Origin of the sequence: Bradyrhizobium sp. CCBAU 11386 (genome assembly GCF_028128955.1) — a bacterium.
Classification (GTDB): domain Bacteria; phylum Pseudomonadota; class Alphaproteobacteria; order Rhizobiales; family Xanthobacteraceae; genus Bradyrhizobium.
Map to the genome: position 1 here is coordinate 1 of NZ_LBKA01000179.1, position 21253 is coordinate 21253.

Sequence of the window (21253 nt, forward strand, 5' to 3'; positions counted from 1 at the left end):
CTCCCATTGCTCGTCCGTCAGCCGAATCATCTTTCCTTTATAGCCGATCGACGCTGATCTTCAATTTTGAGATAGGTTCTAGTGGAGCCGTTCGATCGCTTTGTGACCCCGAGACGGCTTCACATCTATGGATGCGCAGATCTCCTGCCAAATAGCTCCAAGTTTGCGGGAATTCTACGTACACCGCGCTTATACTTTGCTCGGCAAAGCCCGATTCTAAGTGTTTTATTCCGAACACCGGCCGTCGGACGGTCACTAATCATGTCGTCCATTTGCTAGGCTACCACTGGCAGAGAAACGAATGGCGAACTTCGATTGGGACACCAACAAACCACAGGGTCGCGCGCCTGGATGGTCGCTGCAAGGCCGAGTTGCGCTCGTGACCGGCGCCTCGGGGGGGCTTGGAAAGGCCATTATGGATGAACTATCCGAACGGGGAGCGGACGTGCATGGTGTTGACATGGTTGGCGAGGGCGTCTTCCACGCCGATCTCGCTACTGCGAGTGGGAATCGTGATATGGTCGCGCATGTGCTCACGATTTCAGGACGTCTCGACATTCTTGTATTGAATGCTGGATGTCAATTTATTGCACCGCTCGATCAGTTTCCAGACGCCGAGTGGGATCGGCTTAATGCCGTGATGCTGGACGGACCATTTCATGCGATGAAGACGGCATGGCCGGCACTGACGAAGTCCGCCGGCGGTCGTATTGTGGTCACGGCCTCAATCGCGAGCTTTGGAGGTGGACGCCAAAAGGCTGCATATTGCGCCGCAAAGCACGGAGTTCTTGGCTTAGTCCGTACCGCCGCTCTCGAGGGTGGCGCGCATGGCCTTACTGTCAACGCTGTCGCGCCCGGCTGGATGGATACGGCGCTGATGCGTGGTCAGCTGGAAGCGCAGGCGGCCACTCGAGGCATAAGCACCGAAGAGGTCATCGCCCTATTCCGCGCGTCACAGCCTGGTGATCGCTTCGTCGATGTTCGGGAGGTCGCGGCGACCATTGGCTTTCTTGTGAGCCCTTGTGCATCCGGAATCAACGGCGAGTGCATCACGGTCGATCTTGGAGCAAGTGCCAGTAGCTAGCTGCTAAGCTTGTGTTTCTGGCCGCTGGTCGCCAGTCGACAGTCTTAGTTGTCGCCAGAAAGAGCAAGGCTCTGTTTACCAAACGCACCTCATTTCATTGCTCTTAAGCTGCTAAGGAAGCGCGTAGTAGAAAATTGCATTCTTTCATTCATCGGCTCGTGCGCCAACCGATGGGCAAGGGCTCAAGAAATACCGTCTGGAATGATACGAGCTCGCTCGACTCGGTTGTAGATTTGTGCCTTCCAGGAAATCGCTAATGCCGAGATCCAATCCCAGGGCAGAAGTTCGGCGAACTCACGAGGCGGACGGGCACGGATGGGCGTGAGAACATCGACGAGCCAAGCTGGCGGAGCGACACCGCGTATTTTGCCCGTGAGGATCAAGCTGTCCATGGCCGCGGCGCGCTGTACGCTTCGATCAGGACCTGCAGTCAGAATTCTTCCAAGAGGTGACTCGCGGGCGTCGCTGGAGCAGCTTACGAGAAAGGCTCGATCGATTGCTGCATCTCACGAATCTCGCCTGCAGGTCCGCTTCAGCAGCCGCAATTGCTTCTCGTGCAGGGCTGCACAGCGACCGTTGGTCCTTTTCTGCGTCTGATGTTTACTCGCCTCTCCGCGTGAGAATGACAGGCACGCCGGCTCACAATTCAGGAGCAATTCCGAAGGCTAGGCGGCCGAGCTTGGGGTCCGCTGCGCAATTGCTTCAAAGCTCGGCCAGTTCCTGGTGGCGTGCTCCCGTTGATGTGAAGTCAGCGACATGAAGCTTCACTTTTGGCGATCAAACGCAGGATTTCTACTGCCCGAGCGCGAATTTTAGTCAAGTTCATGTTGGCAGGCCTGTAATGTCTTCCAATGCGCATTGAAAGGCCCGGCTTCCCTAAACAAGCTGCCGAGAGCAAGCAACCGCCGAAATGCGGACGAAGTTGCAAAGAGCGAGGCACCGACGCATTGAATCCCGAATTCATGGCCGGGATTTGGGGCGATTTTGCAGAACAATGATCACGAGTGGCAATCCCCAGTCTGATCTCTTCCAGGCCGATCGAGCCTGCATCCTTGAGCGCCTCGAAGTTGGCCCGATCGAAGTGATGAAGAGCTCAGATGGTCCCAAAGCAGGACGAGTTCTTCCTCGATTCAGCGAATACGGCCAGCATGTCGCGCCATTGAGCGTCTCACGTGTTGTTCTGCTGCACGATCTGAAACACTGCTGGCAGCCACTTACGTCATACTTGGGCCTTGCTGCGGCCGATCGGGCGAGTGGCGTAGTTATCAGCCGCCCCTTCGAACTCGCCTTCCTGCTAGTCGGCACTAATGGTCTCACTCGCGGTCGACTATATTTGCGGCGCAATCGCGCTGACCGCCGACGACACAGCAATGGTACCCGGGGGCGTCTACTAGCGCGCACCTCGCTGACATCTGCCGGTCCAATCAGCTTAGCGATCAAGGCTCCGGTCGCCAGGCGAAGACGGCAGCCTTGCCATTCAGCATAACGCGATCTCCACATGACGGACAAACCCAAGTCCAACGCGTCTAGCGCTGATGGCATCATCGCTCCGCTCCGCCAAGCCACCTTCCGGCGCATCTGGTTGGCAAGCCTGCTCTCCAACTTGGGGGCCTTGATAAGGAGCGTAGGCGCAGCTTGGGCAATGACGCAGATGACATCCGCGGCGGATATGGTCGCACTGGTGCAGACTGCACTGATGCTGCCAGTCATGCTGATCTCGATGCCGGCCGGCGCGATCGCCGACATGTATGACCGTCGCGTCGTGTGCCTGGTTTCGCTCGGCATCTCGCTCGTAGGTGCAACCGCGCTGACAACGCTCGCCTGGTTCGGCTTGGTTACGCCAAACTTGCTGTTGGCGCTGTGCTTCGTCGTTGGCAGCGGAGCCGCGTTAATGGACCCTGCCTGGCAATCTTCTGTGAGCGAGCAGGTGCCGTCGGAAGCGCTACCAGCAGCAGTCGCGCTGAACAGCATTAGCTGGAATATAGCGCGCAGCGCGGGTCCCGCGATCGGCGGAATCGTTGTTGCAATCGCCGGTGCTGTGGCTGCGTTCGCGCTTAACGCGCTGCTTTATCTGCCGCTGATGCTTGCCCTGTTTTTATGGAAACGCGTTACAGAACCTTCGCGCCTGCCGCCCGAAAACCTCCATCGTGCCATCGTTTCAGGTGTGCGGTACATAATCCATTCGCCTTCGATTATGATCGTGTTGAGCCGCGCGATGGTTTTGGGCGTGATCGGAGGCGCCGTTCTAGCGCTGACGCCGCTAGTTGCCCGCGATCTACTGCATGGAGGCGCCGAGATCTATGGCATGATGCTCAGCGCCTTTGGTTTTGGCGCCGTCGTCGGAGCGCTCAACATCACTCAAGTACGAAAGCGGATGAGCGGTGAGGCGGCGATCCGCGCCTGCTCGCTCTCCATGGGCGGTGCAGTTGCTGCACTGGCCCTGAGCCACGTGCCGATTCTTACGGCTGCAGCACTTGCTTTGGCGGGGGCCGTCTGGATGATATCCTGGGTGCTGTTCAGCCTTGCCGTGCAACTATCCGCGCCCAGATGGGTAGCGGGACGATCACTTGCGGCCTATCAGGCAGCAAGTTCGGGTGGTGCTGCGATCGGTAGCTGGGGCTGGGGTCGCCTTACCGATTTCGCTGGGGTCGAGATGGCGCTCTTAGTCGCGGCCGTTTTGTTGCTCGTCTCCCCCCTCCTCGGGCTTTGGCTACCCATGCCGCCGATCCGCGAACTCGGTGACGAACCTGAAAAGCTCGAGGACCCCAAAGTACGACTGCCCCTGACCGGACGCAGCGGCCCCCTCGTGGTGGAGATCGAGTATCGGGTCACGCAGGAGAACGCGCGCGCTTTCTACAATTTGATGCAGGACATCCAACTCTTTCGCCAACGTAATGGAGCGTATGGCTGGTCGGTTGCCCGCGACATTGCCGATCCCGAACTTTGGACAGAACGTTATCACTGCCCGACATGGCTCGACTACTTGCGCCAGCGCAACCGCGCGACACAGTCGGAACGTGCGCTAGATCGGCAGGCTACGGCTTTCCACGTAGGTCCCGCGCCCGTGCGGGTCAGACGCATGCTAGAGCGTCCATTCGGCTCAGTGCCTTGGAAAGAAGATGAGCCAAACCCCGCCGCAGAGGACGCCATCCGCGGTAGTTCTAAGTACCTTGGGTAGCAGCAGTTGTCGTTCGCTTGGATTAGACATCTCGCTTCTGCTCCGCACGAGAACGTCTATATTTCAAGAATGAGCTGCGAGCGGACGAGGCGAGGAGGCGCAGCTGGCTTCGATGCAGGCGCAGTTATTCTGATGAAGCGATTTCCATGCGTTCAAGCGGCATCATGGCAAAATCGGAAAACTTGCCACGATCTCCGTTTGAACAGCGATATAGACGGTTTCAGAATTCGGTCGTGGGCAAACCGGAACTTCGAGTGGCGATCTAAAATTCGGATGCCAGAGAGGTTTCATTTGAGGCGCGACTGAACTCGACATACGAGCTGCCGAGCAGAGAGCTACCTCCGAGATAGGCTTCCTAAGATTGGGATTGCACCTCACCAGCGCGGATTCGTTCATCACATTGGGAGTTATGTGCGCGGGTGACAAATGCGGCGTAGGAGATAGATCTGTTGTTCTTAAGGCAATTGCTTCGGTGGATGCCAGCCGCAAAGTGGCATCCCTGATCCAATTTCCCGGTAGGCGAAACCCACCGGACGATGCAGCCAGCTCCCAGAACGCTATCTTCCCTTCCAAATTGGATTACGCTTTTCTGCAAAGGCCCGAGGTCCCTCAAGTCTGTCCTCTGAGCGGCCGTAGGCCTCGACTGTGGCAAGCTGGCGTCGTGCCACGCGATTCATGGCGTCCTGAAAGCTTAGCGTTTCAGCCACGCGCGCCGTCTCTTTGATAGCGGCAAGGACCAGTGGCGGTCCACTGGCGAGCAGCCGCGCGAGCTCCCAGACGCGATCCTCAAGCTTTTCTTTGGGGAGTACCTCATTGACCAGACCCCAGCGATGCGCTTCGGCGACGTCCATGCGGCGGCCCGTGAGGAGCAGTTCCATGGCGACATGATAAGGGATGCGTTTCGGCAGCCTGATGGTCGCCGCGTCGGCGAGCACTCCGGCGCGGATTTCCGGTAGCGCAAAAGAAGAATGATCCGATGCATAAATCAAATCGCAGGATAGTGCCAGCTCGAAGCCGCCGCCGACTGCCATGCCGTTTACGCAGGCGAGCACTGGCTTGTTTAGGTCGCGCAGTTCCTGCAGCCCGCCAAATCCGCCGACGCCATAGTCGAGGTTGGTAGAGTCCGCCGTAGTCGCTGCCTTGAGGTCCCAGCCGGCGCTGAAGAACTTGTCGCCGGCGGTTTTGAGGATGGCGACGTGTAGGTTCGAATCGTCGCGGAACGCCTTGAATGTTTTCCCCATCAGCTGCGACGTCGCTAAATCGATAGCATTGGCCTTCGGCCGATCTAGCGTGACTTCCAGGATCGAACCTTCGCGGCGGACGGTTATGATCTCGGCCATTATTCTCTCCTAGCACAAGCAACGCAGCACCGATCAAGGCACCCTGCCTTCGGCGTAGACACTCAGGGGGAAACCGCCAAGTCTGCCGGTGGCGACATTCGGAAGATAGCGTACATCAGGGAGGGCGATATCCGCCGCCATATCGGCCTTTGGTCAGCCACAGTTAGCCTCGCAGAAGACGGGTAAGCTTTCGGTGCGTCGCGCTCCCGATCACCCAACATTAGGAAGCAAGCCGGACGCGGCGAGGCGTTCTATCAAGAACAGCCTGGTACCGCCGCAAATACCGGCGGGCTCGACCACGTACTCCACCTACAATCGAATTCGCTGAGCTCTTTTCGAGTTCTCTGCTCAGCGTAGCCTGATGCTTGCGCCGGCGCGCTCTGGACGGGGTAGCTCCGCGTGCTCCCGCGCCAACTCAAGCACGCGCTTTCTGACATTGCCCTGCACGGGTCCGCTGCATCCAGCACCAGCCTTGACGTGAATCAATATCTGCTCGCCAGTGGCCACCTGCACCTCGTCACCCTCGCGTCTAAGCACATGAAAGAGGTGAAGGCATTTATCGTCGGCGCCCAGGATCTGCGTAAGCACCTGAACACGGTCGCCGGCGTGCAATTCCCGGAGGTGGGACAGGTGCGTCTCAAGCGTATAGTAACTGCCATGTTCTGATCGGTAGGCGTCATCGATGCCGATGTAACGGAGCAGGTTCTCGGTGCCGTAGCCGCATAGCTCAAGATAGCGCTTTTCTGTGACGTGACTGTTGTAGTCAAGCCAATCAGACGGCATCTCTATAGTTGGCATCCGCAGTGGACCAGGACCGCCAGTGGGCATCGCGATGCGGTTGCGCAGATTTCGTTCCCAGCGCGCAAGCGTCTCGCCGGCGCCATAGTTCTGTGAGCGCAATCCCTGCAGCACGGCCACGAGGCACTCGTCGCGCTTCTGCTCCAGCTCTGGACCCGTCGGGTTCTCGTCCCGTGCGTCGGTTTGCTTGACGAGTTTATTCACGAACGAGTCAGTGAGTTCTGGCACGTCGGTGAGCTTCGTCCATGGCCACTTCAGCCCGGGTCCCCATTTCTCCAGGAACTGACGCATGCCAGTCCCACCACCGCCAACGCGGAAGGGTCCCACGACCGCCCGGCGCAGCCCGAAGGAGTATCGGATCGCGTCATCGACCTCTTGCACGGTGGCAACGTCGTCGTGCACCAGCCAAAGCGCCTCGCGCCACATCGCCTCCTGCAATCGGTTCGCGATGAAGCCGTCCATCTCTTTGCGTACCACGATGGGATGCATCCCCACCGCCCGATAGATCTCCGCCGCCCGCGCCAGCGTCTCAGGTGCAGCGCCTTGCCCGGCGCATAGTTCGACCAGCGGCAGAAGGTATACCGGGTTGAACGGATGCGCTACGAGCAGGCGATCGGGATGTTGCATCCGCGCCTGCAGCAATGATGGCCGCAAACCCGAGGTCGAGGAGCAGATCAGGGTATCGGGCGCAGTCTCCCGATCGGCAGCCGCGAGCAACTCCTGCTTGAGCTCCAAGCGCTCCGGCGCAGACTCCTGCACTAGCTCCACACCATGCACCGCTTCCGCAACCGTCTCCGCCACGGTCAGCGCCCCTTCAGGCGGCAGCGGCAGCGGCGTCAGCCGCCGATACGCCCGGCGCGCGCTGGCGAGCATTTTCTGCACATACTCGACCGCACCGGGTGACGGGTCGTATAGCCGGACGTTCACTCCGTTGAGGAGAAACCGGGCAGCCCACCCGCCGCCGATCACCCCGCCTCCAAGCAACCCGACCGTTCGCGGCATCCTTTCAGACATGAGCCTTGAAACCTCACCCATGAGTCCGCAGCGCGAGCTTCTCACGCACCTCATCCGGGCTCATCACCCGCACCCCCACCCGCTCAAGAATCTGCACCGCCCGCTCCACGAGCTCGGCGTTGGTCGCAAGCCGCCCGCGGGAAAGGTAGAGATTGTCCTCTAACCCTACTCGCACGTTCGCCCCCACCAGCGGCGCCAAAGCCACGTACGGAAGCTGCATCCGCCCGACCGAAAAAGCCGAGTAGATAGCGCGCGGCGGCAGTCGGTGCACCAGGGCCATGAGCGTGGTCGGATCGTCCGGCGCACCGTAGCGAATCCCCATGCACAACTGGATCAGCGGAGGATCCTCGATGAGCTTCGCCTCAACCAGATCGTGCACCATCACCAGATGACCGGCGTCGAACACCTCGAGCTCAGGACGAACACCGAGATCCTTCACGTGCGCAGCCATCGCACGCAAAGCCCCGGGAGTGTTGGCCATGATGTACTCGTCGCGGGTCGCGAAGTTCATTGACCCACAATCCAAAGTGCAGATCTCCGGCCGCAGCTCCTCCACGTGCACCAAGCGCTCTCGCGCACCCACCATATCGGTCCCAGGGTCCAGCGGCAGGGGGGACTCCGCCCCACCCAACACAATGTCGCCGCCCATTCCCGCAGTCAGGTTGATCACCGGGTTCACATCGGACGCCCGAATGCGGCGCACCACATCACGAAACAGCGCCGGATCGCGCGAGCCCCGCCCTGTGTCGGGATTACGCACGTGAACGTGCACAACCGCCGCACCCGCTCGCGTCGCCTCAATGGCCGAGTTTGCGATCTGCTCCGGCGTGACCGGCACATGTGGGCTACCTACCGAAACTCCGCCGCCCGTGACCGCACAAGTGATGAACACCTCAGAGATCATCCCCTACCCTCTCAATTTCCTCAAGGTTCGACCGTTGCCAAAGGCAAGCCGGATCCAAGATCGTTTCGCGTTGCATGATTACTACCGCCTCCGGAATTTGAATTTGGTCATTATCTCCGTCGTGAAGCAGTAATTCTGCGCTTAAGGGGTCAAAACTTCGATTTTTGCTTCACCAGTGTCGCACTGCGAGCCGGGCGATCTGCAGCAAGTTATCTCGTTCCGGACCGGCAGCCCGATAAGGCCGCAGTGGAGGAAAGCGCTAAAGTTGATGAAGTGCTATCGAATCCGAAACCAACTCTTCCGCATGATGGATCGGCCGCGCTGTTGCAGTACAGGGCGCAATCGACTACGGCTTGCCCTCATCGCCTCAAGAGCGAGCTTTAGAAGGAAGATGAATTCGACTGATACGTCTACGAACAAACTCAACAACAACGACGAATTCTGCGGTCGGAGGCTCGCAATAGAAATAGTCACTAGATCATAACTCGGCGACTGCTCCAGGTCTCATAGTTTCCGTTTTTCATCAAGGAAACGATGTTCCCATAAGCGAGCAACTAAATAAGCGCCGCGACATCAACGCTTCACATTTTGCCCTCAGACGCAGCATTCCTGCTGAGCGAGAGCCACTTTTAGTCAATTCCAGAGCGGAATGCTGAAATATTTGCTCCAGTTCGATGAGCGCGGCGAGCCTGCAAAAGCGGCAGCAAGATTTGCTCCGACTCGCCAAGAAGCACGTGAGTGCTCGCTTATCAGAGAGAAGCGAAGGGGGGCCGGAAATGAAAAGGCGAACGTTTCTAAGGATCACAACAGCGGTCGCAGCCGGCGGTCTGGCTGCACCTTACGTTCATGCGCAATCTAAGAAATTCGCTGGCATTACATTACGCGTCAACGGATTCGGCGGCGGCTGGGACGAGGGTCTTACAAAGACAGTGGCCGCGCCACTCGAAGAAAAGTATGGGCTGAAAGTTCAGTTCGTCGCCGGCACTCAGTCAGCGGACATCATCAAGCTGATCGCGAACAAGGACGATCCACCGTTCGACCTATTTCAGGCCGACAGTCCTTACATGGTCGAACTCCTCAAGGCAGGCCGTATAGAAGAGATCAAGGAAACAGACGTTCCCAACGTAAAGCGGATCCGTCCCAGGTTCCGCGAATTCGGTGATTACGGTGTGCCGTTCGCCATTGCATCCGTCGTCCCTGTTTACAATTCGAAATATATCAAGACGCCGCTTACGTCGTACTCGGATATAGCGCGGCCTGATCTCAAGGACCGCGCGGTCATTCCAGCCCCAACCCTCGACACCAGCAGCCTGTATCTTCTTGGCCTGGCCGAGGAAAATGGTGGCTCGATTTCGGATATGGAACCAGCGTTCAAGGTGCTCACGGCCGCGAAGCCGAATGTTGTTGCGCTCGCACAGACCAGCGTCGCTGAATTGCAGATGTTTCAGGCCGAAGAAGTCTATGCAGGTATGTTCTGGGCCGGCAGTGCCTACAGGTTGCGCGCTGCGGGCGTTCCCATCGAGACTGTTGTTCCTTCCAAGGGCGTATATGCAGTCACAAGTTTTATGAACATCGTCAAGGGCATGAAGTATCCGGAAGCCGCGCATGCGTTCGCAGACCAGCTGCTCTCCGATCAAGGCATCCTCGGAATACCCTACGCAATGCGATACGAAGTAACCACCGACGTGAAAGTGCCGGAGGAGCTTCGCAAGGACTTGCTGTTCACCTCCCCCGAGCGGGCAGGCCTAATCAAGAAAGTTGATTGGCAAAGGTGGATTGCGGATCGCAGTTCGCGAATTGAGCGCGTGAATAAAATCATCCGAAGCTGATGCGGATTCTGACCTCAGTCGTGTTTATAATTCCGCGCACGCACGAAACCGGACTCCAGAGTTAGTTGCGCGAGATTCCAGGGCATTCGCGTTTCCGCGAATGCCCTGGACCGATGCGTTATTGTAGGACCTCGAACAGGCCAGCGGCGCCCATGCCGCCGCCGACGCACATCGTCACGACCGCGTACTTGGCCTTACGGCGGCGGCCTTCGATCAGCACGTGACCGGTCAACCGCGCGCCGGACATGCCATAGGGATGGCCGACTGCGATACCGCCGCCATTGACGTTGATCTTCTCGGGATCAATCCCAAGCTTGTCGCGGCAGTAGAGCACCTGCACCGCGAAGGCCTCGTTAAGTTCCCAGAGATCGATGTCGTCAACCTTCAACCCATGGCGCTTGAGCAGGCGGGGCACCGCAAAGACGGGGCCGATGCCCATCTCGTCCGGCTCGCAGCCGGCGGAAAGGAAACCGCGGAAGATCCCGAGTGGCTTCAGCCCACGCTTGGCGGCTTCCTTGTCGCTCATGATCACGCACGCGCTGCCGCCATCAGACAGCTGGCTAGCATTGCCGGCGGTGACCGTGAAACCCTCACCGCGCACGGGCTTCAATCCGGCAAGCCCTTCGGCGGTAGTCTCGGGGCGCGGCCCCTCATCCTGCGACAGCGTCACGTCCTTGAAGGAGACCGCGCCGGTCGTCTTGTCGGTCACGGCCATCCTGGTCGTGATCGGTGCGAGCTCGTCCTTGAACTTACCGGCTTGTTGGGCGGCCGCCGTGCGGCGCTGGCTCTCTAGCGAATACTCGTCCTGCTTCTCGCGCGATATGTTGTAGCGCTTGGCTACGATCTCGGCGGTGTCGATCATGGGCATGTAGACCTCCCCTTTGAGATCGAGCAGCGCCGGGTCCTGGCCGTGGAACGTGTTCATCTTGTCGTTCTGTACGAGCGAGATCGACTCACCACCGCCACCGACGGCGATCTCGACGCCATCGAAGATCACCGAACGCGCCGCGAGCGCGATGGCCTGCAGCCCCGAAGCGCACTGGCGATCGATGGTCGTTCCCGCGACGCTCACGGGTAGCCGCGCGCGCAGCAGCGCGGTACGCGCGACGTTGTATCCCGTTGCGCCCTGCTGCATCGCCACTCCCATGACGACATCCTCCACCTCTCTCGGATCGACCTTGGCGCGGGCAACGGCTTCGCTGATCGCGTGCCCAAGCAAGGTTGGGCCCTCCGTTGCGTTGAGGGCGCCTCGATAGGCCTTGCCGATTGGAGTGCGGGCGGTGGAAACAATGACGGCGTCGATCACTTAACGAACTCCTGTTGTGACGTGCTGTGTTGATGAGAAGATTGGGTCTGCTGGTGGATTTCGTAGCGGAGACTAATTCGTGGAGGTTCTATTCCCTGTCGGCGAGTGGCGGTAATTCCAGCGGTGGATGGGTCCTCTCACTGCTTGTACCAGCAAAGCAAAACTAGGTTCGTGAGCGACTTCTATGCGCTCTGCACGGATCGTGAAGGGCTGCCAAACTCTCTCCGCAATATCTCAGAATGGGCTCCACGAGCGGGTACAGGTGGCAACGCGGGAGCCTTCTCTTCAGCAAAAATTGCGCCCGGCGCTATTACATGAACCTCGCCTGCCGGGGTACAAACCGGTACCCGCCGTAGATGGGGATGTTTGCAGACGTCCTCTATCTCGTTGAGCCTCCCGTACGCCAAGCCAGCAGCCTCCAACTGTTTCATCGCTTCGTCGCTAGACATTTGCGCGAAGCGACCGCCGACGATTTCATCTAGAGCGGCCCGGTTCCTGATTCGCTCCATATTGTCGGCTAACCCGGATTGGCGGATAAGTTCTGGTCTCTTGAGGAACTTGGCGCAGAAATTGACCCACTCGCGATCATTTTGAACGGAGAAGATGATTTGTTTCCCGTCGGCGCAGCGGTACGCGCCATATGGCGCTAGCGACGGGTGGTTCACGCCTGCTCGCGCGGTATGATAGCCGCTATAATCGAACTGAAGGACCGGAACATTCATCCAGTCCGCAACCGCATCAAAAAGAGATACTTGAATACTGGTTCCTTCTCCAGTGCGTTCGCGCAAGAGCAGTGCTTGCAAAATTGCGCTTAGAGCAGTCATACCAGCTGATATATCGCACACTGATACGCCGACGCGCGACGGACCATCCGTTGTCCCTGTGATAGCGCAAAGTCCCGTCTCGCCTTGCACGATCAGGTCATATGCCTTCAAATGCGACAGGGCGCCGCCATTGCCAAATCCAGAAATGTCACAGGTAATCAAGCGGGGAAAACGCTTACGAAGATCTGCGGAGCCAAAACCAAGTTTTCCGATGCTGCCAGGTTTTAGATTCTGAAGGAAAACGTCCGCCTTCGCGATCATAGCATCGAGAACTGCACGGTCTTGCTCAACTGTGAGATCAAGGCAGATCGATTCCTTGCCGCGGTTCAACCATACGAAATACGCGCTCTGGCCCTTGATGAGATTATCGTAATTTCGTGCGAAATCCCCCTCGGGCCGTTCAACCTTGATGACACGAGCACCGGCATCCGCGAGGCGGGAGGAAGCATAAGGCGCGGCGACCGCCTGCTCCACCGCAACGACGGTAATTCCTTGAAGGGCCTGTCTCATGCAAATGCAACCTTGATATTCGGTATGGAGGTCTGGGAAGGTCCGGTATTCGGAAACGAAAACTCTGTCCGACTCACTTCTCTCGATCGATGCACATGAACGCTCACCGCCGCTTCTGGTCTCAACGGCAGCGCTCGGTGAACGCCGACGGACGGTACTTCTAGGGGCTCATTTCGATGAGCATCTTTGCCAGGCCGACGCAGTCGGCTACACGCAAACCAGTTTCGCGCCGCACCGCTTCCGATGCGATTGGAAAGCCAGTGCACTCAAATACCAAAGCCCCAATACCAGGCTCGACCTTCAAGAGAGCCCTCACCGCGTTCATTACATCCTTGATGAGTTCGCTCGGCGCGATGTCCGGGACAGGCTCGAGCAACCGCCGCCACGAGTCGCTGCCTTCAATTCCCGCCACAGAGACCTTTATGTCGGTGGACGACCAGCCCGCCGCCTCAAAGTGATCTTCTGTCAGTTTGCTGGCATCGAAGGTGAGAATACCAACTTTACGGCCCGGCGGCACAGTTCGGGCAACGAAGGGCACAAACAGGAGGCTTGAGAGGGCAACTGGTATCGATACGGCGGCGGATACCTCGGCCTGGAATAGTCCAGCGAAGCCACAATTCGCGATGAGCGCTGCGACTCCTTCACTTTCCAATTGGCGAGCACACTTGATGTACTCGTGCTTGACCGATTTGTCGCCCTCGGTGACCTTTCGCGCTGTCGCACCGCGAACCTTTACGCGCTTGACCGGAAATTGAAATGTTCCCGGACCTGCGAGGAACCCGGGATGTTTCACCGGCTCATTCTCGAGTTCTAGAATGCCCAGTGTTTTTTCAGCCATTGTAGGTCACTCCACCATTACAGCACTAGCGAGTTGCCGACATCGTGAGGGGCGGCTCTGCTTTCATCTCAATTGGATTTCTGAAGCTATTTTTATCGCGAAACTCCTTAAACGCGCCCTTTGCTGCGGAAAGGAGGTCCCGATCGCAAATGACGTCAGCTGCGACGCCTGCCATGGCCTTAGCAGCGAGCGCTATTCCCTTATGCGCGGCAGCCGATTTCCCTTGCGCAACGAGCTGCCACGAATGGTAGGATGTTCCGACTGCAAAACATGCGATCCGGCACTGCACTGTGGGGACAACCCAGCTCACAGTCCCTACGTCAGTCGATGCGATGATCTCGGTTGAGACGCCAGACAGCTCGTAAATCTGTTCGCACAGCGGTTCGGCGCCGACCGGCAATCCGAATCGCTCGTAGGAAGAACGAATTTCATCGGATGAAAAGGTTTTCTGAATCTGTTCGGCGAATTCTCTGTCTGCCCGATCGAATCCGGGGCTTCCCAGCTGAACAAGGTTTGCGTGCATCGCTTCTTCCAAGGGCTTATTCGCCACTAAGTTAGCTTCTCCGGAAAGCTGTTTTATTTCTACTCTCGTCTCGGTCATAAGGGCCGCGCCCTCGGCAATCTTCTTGACCCGTTCCAGTAAGTCCCACGTGTCGTCAAGTTTGCGTGCTCTAATAGCATAGCGCACGACCGCTCGCGACTGAACTACGTTTGGCGCAAAGCCGCCACCGTCGATGAGCGCGTAATGCACGCGTGCCGAAGATGGCATGTGCTCGCGCATATAATTTACGCCGACGTTCATAAGCTCCACCGCGTCAAGCGCGCTCCGGCCAAGATGAGGCACCGCGGCCGCATGTGCTGCATGACCATGGAACGTGAATTCCATCTCGACACACGCCAAAGAAACGGGAAGCGACACTCCGGTAAAGGCGGCAGGATGCCAACAAATTGCCACATCAACGTCGTCGAAAGCGCCAGCACGGACCAGATAACTTTTTGCAGATCCCCCCTCTTCCGCAGGGCATCCGTAATAGCGTACGCGGCCAGGAAGCCCGGCCTCATTCAACCAATCCTTTACCGCGACAGCAGCCAAGAGAGACGCCGCGCCTAGCATATTGTGGCCGCAGCCATGCCCTGAGCCACCCGGAACGAGAGGTCTCTCTGAAGCGAGACCAGACACCTGGCTCAAACCCGGCAACGCATCGTACTCGCCAAGTATTGCGATTACGGGCCCACCGTTGCCTGCTTCGCCCATGACGGCCGTCGGAATCCCAGCTGACGCCTCCGTCACCGAAAACCCTTCAGAGGCGAGCGCCTGGCGGTGCTCGCTCAGGGCAAAGAACTCCTGGTAGTTCAGTTCAGGATGATCCCAGATGCGGTCACTTAACTCGAAAAACTTCGACTGATGAGCCTCAACGTGCCCCCAGACGGGCTTCGTGTTCCTCAACATGATTAGCTCCGATCGGATCAGGCGACCATCGTTTGGGACAAACAGCTAACTGCTGATTGCAAAGCCCCGCAATGAGGATGGTGCATCGGGTGTCAGCTAGAGGCACATTAGTCGTTGAATGGGAACGCTGATCGTCAATCGCTGCCTAGTCAATGATGGATTCCTGCGGTTGATCTGCTCCGACGCAGGAATTCGGCCCAATCCTATCGCGTTTACCACCAAACTAGATTTTTCGCGACCTGGCGTTCATTGTCACTCCACAAGGGGCCGATCACATCTATCCCGCGATCGAGAATTCCGCTGAGCAAGGGCCTCGAGATAGGGCTCAAGGCCACCCGCCCCATAAGGCTCGGGTCGGACAGGACTCGCGGAAGAGGCGGTCTAGGATGCTGCGGCTGAAATCATGCGCATATCCTCGATGCAAATGGTGATGTTGAGGACGTCGCCAACTTTGGGTTGGCGTCCGAACGGGAATCGATCCTGCATCGTCAATTGCTCACCATTCACGTCGAGCAAGAGGCGGGTGGCACCGCCATAATAGTGTGATTGCAGAACGCGCGCATTCTGCGCAACTCCCTTTGCCCCATGACTGAAAAGCCTGATTTGTTCGGGGCGGATAACCGCTGTGCCCGGACCAGGGCTCCAGTTGCCCTTTAGGCACAGTCCGCCGCTTGACCTGAAGGTACCATCAGCATCCACGATTCCAACGAGCAATGAGCACCAGCCGATGAATTTGGCTACGAACGATGTCGATGGCGCCTCGTAGATCTCACCCGGCGTACCGACCTGTTCAATCCGACCCGCATTCATCACGACAATGCGGTCGGACATTGTGAGCGCCTCCTCCTGGTCGTGTGTGACGAACAGGGTTGTAACGTCGACGCCTCGGATGACTTCGCGAAGCTCTTCCCGCATACGCACCCGAAGTTGAGCGTCCAGATTTGAGAACGGCTCGTCAAGCAGGAGCACGGAAGGCCGCATGGCTAGAGCGCGAGCCAACGCGATACGTTGCTGCTGGCCGCCGGAAAGCTGACCTGGCAGTCGCTCTGCAAGGTGCGGCAGCTCGACCAGCTTGAGCATTTCCTTGACACGCTCTTCCCGCTCCGCGCGGGCCCATTTTAGGTTTTCGAGCCCGAATGCCACATTCTCTGCCACCGTCATATGCGGGAACAAAGCGTAGCTCTGAAACACCATGCCGGTGTCCCGCCGATAGGGCGGTTGACGCGTCATGTCTATATTATTGATGCTCACAGTGCCTGAGGTCGGCTCTATGAATCCGGCGACCATCCGCAAGGTCGTTGTTTTTCCGCAGCCCGATGGTCCGAGCAGGCAAACCAATTCGCCGCGGCGCGCGCCCAACGAAACATTCGCGACAGCGACCGACTCACCGTAGTGTTTGGAAACGGAGCGCAACTCGACGACAAAATCATTGGTATCTCGCACAGCGGCCTCGCGCTCCTTCGATAGGTTCAGCATTCGTCACCTCGCTATGCTAATCTTTCCGCACCAATCAAACGCTCGATCGTCAAGATGACCGCAAATGTCACCAAGATCATGATGCTCGACACGGCGGCAACGAGTGGATCATAGCTGGTGTCTACATAGGCAAAGATCTGCACCGGCAGGGTCACGTTACCGCCGTAGGTGAGAAACGCGGAAACTGTCACGTTTCCGAACGACGTCACAAAAGCGAAAATCGCCGCAGAGAGTAAGCCGGGTAGAATGAGCGGCAATGTGATGCGCCGAATGACCTGCAGTGGGGTGGCTCGGAGATTCATCGCGGCTTCTTCAAGAACCCGCTGTTGCAAGGCAAGACTCGCCAGGATCGTGCGCATGACGTAAGGAATGGCAAGGACGAGATGGCCCAGGAGTAGCGGGTAGATAGTTCGTGTGAGCCCCAATCCTGCAAACAGTTGCAGTAGCCCGATGCCGAGCACGACAGCAGGGACAATCAATGGTGAGAACGCAAGTCCCTGAAGGAATGCTTTTCCCGGGAATGAAAACCGGTTGATGGCGAATGCGCTAGCAAAGCCGATTACCAGCGCAACGACAGCGACGAGCACGGCGACATACGTGCTGGTCCAGAGCGCACTCATAAATAAGTCATTTTCCCAAGCCTTCTGATACCAACGCAGCGAAAATCCTGTTGGCGGAAAATTCATCGTCTCACCGCTGGTGAAGGACGAAACAATCACCAGAACTGCAGGTAACGCGAGAATGGTGTATACGAGACAGCGGATGCACGCGCCGGACACCGCCATCGCACTGTCGATGAGATCAGAGCGCATATCGTCCCCGTCCGATGATAATACGAGAGCCGGCTATAGCGTTGAGCGCTGCTGTAAAGGCCAGTCCACTTACAAAGAGGACGAAAGCCATTGCGGCGCCAGAGGGCCAATTCAGTTCCGACATGATGCGCTCATAGATGAGGCTTCCGAGCATAACAACGCGATTCCCGCCGATCAGACGCGGCGTGATGAACGCCGAAATCGACAGCACGAAGACAAGGTTGAAGCCAACGAGAATGCCGGGGACCGCGAGCGGGATGATAATTCTTCTAAAGGTCGTGAAGCGATTGGCGCGCAGGTTTGCAGCCGCCTGCTCAAGCACTGGATCAATTTGAGTAATGACACTCATAACAGACAGGATCATGAACGGAAGAAACTGCTGCACCAAAACGATCATCACAGCTGGACGAGTAAATAGGAAGATTCGCGGTGAAGGGATGACGCCGAGCGTCACGAGCAGTGAATTGACGAAGCCGTTACGGCCAAGGATGATCAACCAGCCGAACACAACGACCACGAGACTGAGCGTCAGCGGCATGATGACGATGAGCGTCCGCCATCGTCGCGCCGATGGCGGAAGGCGAGCGAGCGAATATCCGGTAGGAAAGCCAATGACCAAACAGATTAGGCTAACGATGAACCCATCGATGAACGTCTCCACCAGCACTGACGTGTAGTAGGAATCTGAAAAGAACCGGACATATTGGTCCAACGTGAACCCGCTTCCCTCGAGAAGATGACTACCGGGCAAGAAGCTCGATCGCAGCAATCCCAATAACGGAACAACCAAACAGCCGATGAGAAGCAAGACCATTGGGGCGAGCAACAGAGATGCGGTTATGATTCGGCGATCGAAGAGAGGTTCCTTCACGATGGACCTTTCGAAGCTTGCATGTGGGCATCCGTTAATGACGTTGTTACGCGCACAAAAAAGATGCGCGCAAGGCGGTACGTCAGCGTTCTCAGGTGCGAGTAATCTTGTTGACCCGCTCGATCCGAGTACTGCGGTCTGCGATCCACCTTTCCCAATCAATTTTCTTTTTTAACGCAGTGCGCTCAGGCGAGTTGAACAGAAGGTCCTTGCGAAGGTCGTCCGGCAATTTGACATCGGTCGTCACGCCGTACCGGAGCGCTTCAGGAATTGCGAGCATACCGACATCGGAGAGCAATTGCTCAGCAAACGCGTGCGCGGCTTCCGGATACTTGGTGCGCTTGATAACGTTCATGTAAGCGCTGACTGAGTAAACTCCGTTAGGCGGCACCACGGTGACAATGGGAACGCCCTTCGTGCGCAGCTCGTGAGCGCGGCCGTCCCAGAAAATCCCTGCATAGACCTCTTCGTTTTGGAACATCTGCATTTCAGCCACGGTTGCTTGCGCGAGCGCGACGATGTTCGGCTTCGCGGCTGCCAGCGCCTTGAACGCCGCCTCCATGTTCGAAATCGATCCGCCGTTTTCCTCGGCAAGCCCAAGAAGGTATAGCGTCGCAGTGTCAAGGGTCGGGGCAGGAATGACCACGCGAGCAGCCAGATCGGAGCGCGCAATATCTGAATAAGATGTGAGAGGCTGCTTGATGTATTTTGAATTGTAAACTGGAACGACTGACGAGACGGCGAATGGCACACCGAAGTCGCCGTACTCACGGAACCCTGGCAGGATCCGTTTGACGTTAGGAACGTCTGACTCTCTGATCTTCTCGACCACACCAGCCTTAAGGAGCTCGATCATGTACGGGCTATCGGCCATGAACAAGTCATAGGGAGGATCATCCTTGTTCGCGATCAGCTTGATGAGGTCCGCCGATGTGGAGCCCGCGGTGAATTGAACCTTTAGCCCGTATTTCTCCTCAAGTGGCGCCACGACACTCTTTCTGAGGGCCTCGTCCCAGGCGCCGCCGAAGCCGTTTACACGTAATGTAACGCCCGCAAATTTTTTGGACTGAGCGCGGACAAAGGGGGCAGCCAGAGCGCCAGCTGCGGCTGCCGTGGCGATTTTTAGGAATGTACGCCTCTGCATGTCGGGCTCTCCTCGCTTTTTCGCAACCGATAAATGTGAAGTGGCTCGCCTCAAGCTCGACAACTACCCGGCCGTACGCTCTTCTTCAGCGGCAAGCCAAGAGCAGAATCCATATTAGCGCAGCGAAGCTCCGGGCAACGTCCTTAGTGAACTCGGTGCCGCGAATCGCCGCCCCCATGAAACGCGCTCCGAATTTCAATGCAGGTTGCGAGCCACCGACATTTGCCCCCCGCCCCTGCGACCGGGAACCCTCACCTGCAGCATCTGCTCGGTACGATCAGATACTACCGCCCGCAGAAAACGCTTTCATCAAAATTTCACACCAATAACGCAGAAAACGTGCGCGCGATTGCTTGTCCGCGATGTTTTTCGTACCGATTTCCTGGAGGATGCACAATCCATCGGCTCTCCGGATGGCTGAGATCTAAGCCCGGCGCCACGCTTACGCCGAGCCGCTAGGAGCAAGATAGCTGGTGCTGCCGGTCCCTCGGGACCATCCTCGAAGCCGCTGACCTTGCCCCGTGGAACGGCCCGCGTGGCAAGAGCTTTTTCAGTCGATTTCACACATTGGAACGGTGCGGTCATATGTCCGGCCTTTGCGCGCGGCACATGGCCGCTGGCCTCGATGAGATCCGCGGAACGAGGGGCTAAATCAAGTTTACGCGTTTGAGCGCATTGGGGGCAGTAGCTTCACTCGTTTCGGGATGTCGTCCCATGGGTTCATCGGCTGTTGTTGCACCTTGCCCTCTGCCGGCCTGCGCCGGTCAGATCGCTTTGGCGGTCACTGCGTCCATCAGACGGCGGCCGCGGCAGTCAGCGGGTCGGGACGTCGGTACGTCCCGCCCTTGTTCAGAAGCGCCCAGATGATCCGCGCCGTCTTGTTGGCCTGCGCGACCGCGGCAACCTTGAAGGGCCGTCTGGCGAGAAGCGCCTTCAGCCACGGCCGCGCCCGAGCGTCGTTTCGGACAACTCGCAAGACGGCCGTCGCCCCGACAACGAGCAGAGAGCGGAGTTCCGGATTGCCCATCTTCGATATTCCTCCCAGTCGCTCTTTGCCTCCGCTTGAATGAGGCGGCCGCGTCAATCCGAGCCAGGCGGCAAAGTGGCGAGCCGACTTGAACCCGCCGGGATCCGGCACGAGCGCCTTGATCGTCGCCGCCGTGATGGCGCCGACGCCAGGTATCGTGGTCAACCGACGCATATCCTCGTCGTGCTTGGTCTCCACAACAATCGCGCGCTCGAGCCTCTCGATTTGGTCGGCTGAAGCTTCAATCTCGTCGGCAATAGCCCTCAGCGCGAAGCGCGCTGCTGCGGGCAGGCGAGCATCTGTCTCATCCCGTACGATTGCGATCAGCGCCTCAACCTTTGCCAGGCCAGCGGTGGCGATGATGCCCAATTCAGCCAGATGCGCGCGCAACGCGTTGACCGCCTGCGTTCGCTGCCGCACTAGAAGGGCGCGGGTCTTCAGCACCATCGCGGCAGCCTGTTGCTCGGCCGTCTTGATCGGGACGAAGCGCATGGTCTTGCGGGTCACCGCTTCGCTGATGGCCTCTGCGTCCGCCGCATCCGTTTTGCCTCGCTTTACGAAGGGTTTGACATAAGCCGGCGGAATAAGCCGCACCTCATGACCGAGAGCTGCGATCTCGCGCGCCCAATAGTGGGCGCTACCGCAGGCTTCCATCCCCACCAGGCATGGTGGCAGTTTCTCGAAGAAGCGCAGAACCTCGCTGCGCCGCAATTTCCTGTTGAACACGGGCGAGCCCTCCGCATCCGCGCCGTGAACCTGGAAAACGTGCTTGGCCAAATCTAACCCGATGGTGCTAACTTGTTTCACGGAACGGCCCCTCCTTTGTGGCGTTCGAACAACGACCACGT

16 protein-coding genes are annotated in these 21253 nt (G+C 58.0%); 3 read left to right on the top strand and 13 right to left on the bottom strand.

All coding sequences use genetic code 11. The features are described 5' to 3' along the window. Positions 1–301: 301 nt before the first annotated feature. Positions 302–1084, top strand: coding sequence for an SDR family oxidoreductase (locus XI09_RS11885; protein ID WP_271567003.1), 783 nt, complete (start codon positions 302–304; stop codon positions 1082–1084). A 182-nt stretch (positions 1085–1266) separates the two neighbouring features. Here the strand turns inward: XI09_RS11885 and XI09_RS11890 are convergent, their stop codons facing one another. Continuing rightward, positions 1267–1476 (bottom strand): transposase domain-containing protein, encoded by a 210-nt coding sequence (locus XI09_RS11890; RefSeq protein WP_442869575.1) that lies wholly within the window; start codon positions 1474–1476, stop codon positions 1267–1269. 1106 nt (positions 1477–2582) lie between these two features. On the opposite strand from XI09_RS11890, the gene XI09_RS11895 reads away from it, so the two are divergent. Continuing rightward, a complete protein-coding gene (locus XI09_RS11895; protein WP_271567004.1) occupies positions 2583–4262 on the top strand; it encodes an MFS transporter in 1680 nt (559 codons plus the stop codon). Positions 4263–4819: 557 nt separating this feature from the next. On the opposite strand, the gene XI09_RS11900 is transcribed toward XI09_RS11895, so the two are convergent. The 3 genes from XI09_RS11900 to XI09_RS11910 form a co-directional block, all read right to left on the bottom strand. Then, the gene (locus XI09_RS11900; protein WP_271567005.1) at positions 4820–5602 is read right to left on the bottom strand and encodes a carnitinyl-CoA dehydratase; all 783 of its coding nucleotides are present in this window, start codon (positions 5600–5602) and stop codon (positions 4820–4822) included. Positions 5603–5950: 348 nt separating this feature from the next. After that, entirely contained in the window at positions 5951–7414 is a 1464-nt protein-coding gene (locus XI09_RS11905; protein ID WP_271567006.1) for a 3-hydroxyacyl-CoA dehydrogenase NAD-binding domain-containing protein, read from the bottom strand. A 13-nt stretch (positions 7415–7427) separates the two neighbouring features. Then, on the bottom strand, positions 7428–8318 hold the full coding sequence (locus XI09_RS11910) for a 3-keto-5-aminohexanoate cleavage protein (protein WP_271567007.1): 891 nt from the start codon (positions 8316–8318) through the stop codon (positions 7428–7430). A gap of 674 nt (positions 8319–8992) precedes the next feature. On the opposite strand from XI09_RS11910, the gene XI09_RS11915 reads away from it, so the two are divergent. Further along, the gene (locus tag XI09_RS11915) at positions 8993–10147 is read left to right on the top strand and encodes an ABC transporter substrate-binding protein (RefSeq protein WP_271567008.1); all 1155 of its coding nucleotides are present in this window, start codon (positions 8993–8995) and stop codon (positions 10145–10147) included. 118 nt (positions 10148–10265) lie between these two features. On the opposite strand, the gene XI09_RS11920 is transcribed toward XI09_RS11915, so the two are convergent. From XI09_RS11920 to XI09_RS11960, 9 genes are all read right to left on the bottom strand, one after another. Continuing rightward, entirely contained in the window at positions 10266–11453 is a 1188-nt protein-coding gene (locus tag XI09_RS11920; RefSeq protein ID WP_271567009.1) for an acetyl-CoA C-acyltransferase, read from the bottom strand. Between the two features lie 182 nt (positions 11454–11635). Continuing rightward, positions 11636–12787 (bottom strand): CaiB/BaiF CoA transferase family protein, encoded by a 1152-nt coding sequence (locus XI09_RS11925; RefSeq protein WP_271567010.1) that lies wholly within the window; start codon positions 12785–12787, stop codon positions 11636–11638. Between the two features lie 160 nt (positions 12788–12947). Beyond that, positions 12948–13625: an aspartate/glutamate racemase family protein gene (locus XI09_RS11930; protein WP_271567011.1), complete on the bottom strand. Its 678-nt coding sequence runs from the start codon at positions 13623–13625 to the stop codon at positions 12948–12950. A gap of 25 nt (positions 13626–13650) precedes the next feature. Then, on the bottom strand, positions 13651–15075 hold the full coding sequence (locus XI09_RS11935; RefSeq protein WP_271567012.1) for an amidohydrolase: 1425 nt from the start codon (positions 15073–15075) through the stop codon (positions 13651–13653). Positions 15076–15456: 381 nt separating this feature from the next. Continuing rightward, a complete protein-coding gene (locus XI09_RS11940; RefSeq protein ID WP_271567013.1) occupies positions 15457–16551 on the bottom strand; it encodes an ABC transporter ATP-binding protein in 1095 nt (364 codons plus the stop codon). An 11-nt stretch (positions 16552–16562) separates the two neighbouring features. Beyond that, positions 16563–17363 carry an ABC transporter permease gene (locus XI09_RS11945; RefSeq protein ID WP_271567014.1) on the bottom strand — a complete coding sequence of 267 codons (801 nt, stop codon included), beginning with the start codon at positions 17361–17363 and terminating at the stop codon, positions 16563–16565. Continuing rightward, entirely contained in the window at positions 17353–18234 is an 882-nt protein-coding gene (locus XI09_RS11950) for an ABC transporter permease (protein WP_271567015.1), read from the bottom strand. The genes XI09_RS11945 and XI09_RS11950 overlap by 11 nt, the downstream gene beginning before the upstream one ends. 91 nt (positions 18235–18325) lie before the next feature. Continuing rightward, positions 18326–19378: an extracellular solute-binding protein gene (locus XI09_RS11955; RefSeq protein ID WP_271567016.1), complete on the bottom strand. Its 1053-nt coding sequence runs from the start codon at positions 19376–19378 to the stop codon at positions 18326–18328. A 793-nt stretch (positions 19379–20171) separates the two neighbouring features. Beyond that, positions 20172–21212 carry an IS110 family transposase gene (locus XI09_RS11960; protein ID WP_271567017.1) on the bottom strand — a complete coding sequence of 347 codons (1041 nt, stop codon included), beginning with the start codon at positions 21210–21212 and terminating at the stop codon, positions 20172–20174. Between the last annotated feature and the right edge of the window lie 41 nt (positions 21213–21253).

What these genes read in the sequence shown, in the direction of transcription:
- XI09_RS11945 (WP_271567014.1), bottom strand. Translation starts at nt 17,363, where the DNA reads ATGCGCTCTGATCTCATCGACAGTGCGATGGCGGTGTCCGGCGCGTGC.
- XI09_RS11900 (WP_271567005.1), bottom strand. Translation starts at nt 5,602, where the DNA reads ATGGCCGAGATCATAACCGTCCGCCGCGAAGGTTCGATCCTGGAAGTC.
- XI09_RS11955 (WP_271567016.1), bottom strand. Translation starts at nt 19,378, where the DNA reads ATGCAGAGGCGTACATTCCTAAAAATCGCCACGGCAGCCGCAGCTGGC.
- XI09_RS11890 (WP_442869575.1), bottom strand. Translation starts at nt 1,476, where the DNA reads ATGGACAGCTTGATCCTCACGGGCAAAATACGCGGTGTCGCTCCGCCA.
- XI09_RS11930 (WP_271567011.1), bottom strand. Translation starts at nt 13,625, where the DNA reads ATGGCTGAAAAAACACTGGGCATTCTAGAACTCGAGAATGAGCCGGTG.
- XI09_RS11935 (WP_271567012.1), bottom strand. Translation starts at nt 15,075, where the DNA reads ATGTTGAGGAACACGAAGCCCGTCTGGGGGCACGTTGAGGCTCATCAG.
- XI09_RS11915 (WP_271567008.1), top strand. Translation starts at nt 8,993, where the DNA reads ATGAGCGCGGCGAGCCTGCAAAAGCGGCAGCAAGATTTGCTCCGACTC.
- XI09_RS11905 (WP_271567006.1), bottom strand. Translation starts at nt 7,414, where the DNA reads ATGTCTGAAAGGATGCCGCGAACGGTCGGGTTGCTTGGAGGCGGGGTG.
- XI09_RS11885 (WP_271567003.1), top strand. Translation starts at nt 302, where the DNA reads ATGGCGAACTTCGATTGGGACACCAACAAACCACAGGGTCGCGCGCCT.
- XI09_RS11910 (WP_271567007.1), bottom strand. Translation starts at nt 8,318, where the DNA reads ATGATCTCTGAGGTGTTCATCACTTGTGCGGTCACGGGCGGCGGAGTT.
- XI09_RS11940 (WP_271567013.1), bottom strand. Translation starts at nt 16,551, where the DNA reads ATGCTGAACCTATCGAAGGAGCGCGAGGCCGCTGTGCGAGATACCAAT.
- XI09_RS11925 (WP_271567010.1), bottom strand. Translation starts at nt 12,787, where the DNA reads ATGAGACAGGCCCTTCAAGGAATTACCGTCGTTGCGGTGGAGCAGGCG.
- XI09_RS11895 (WP_271567004.1), top strand. Translation starts at nt 2,583, where the DNA reads ATGACGGACAAACCCAAGTCCAACGCGTCTAGCGCTGATGGCATCATC.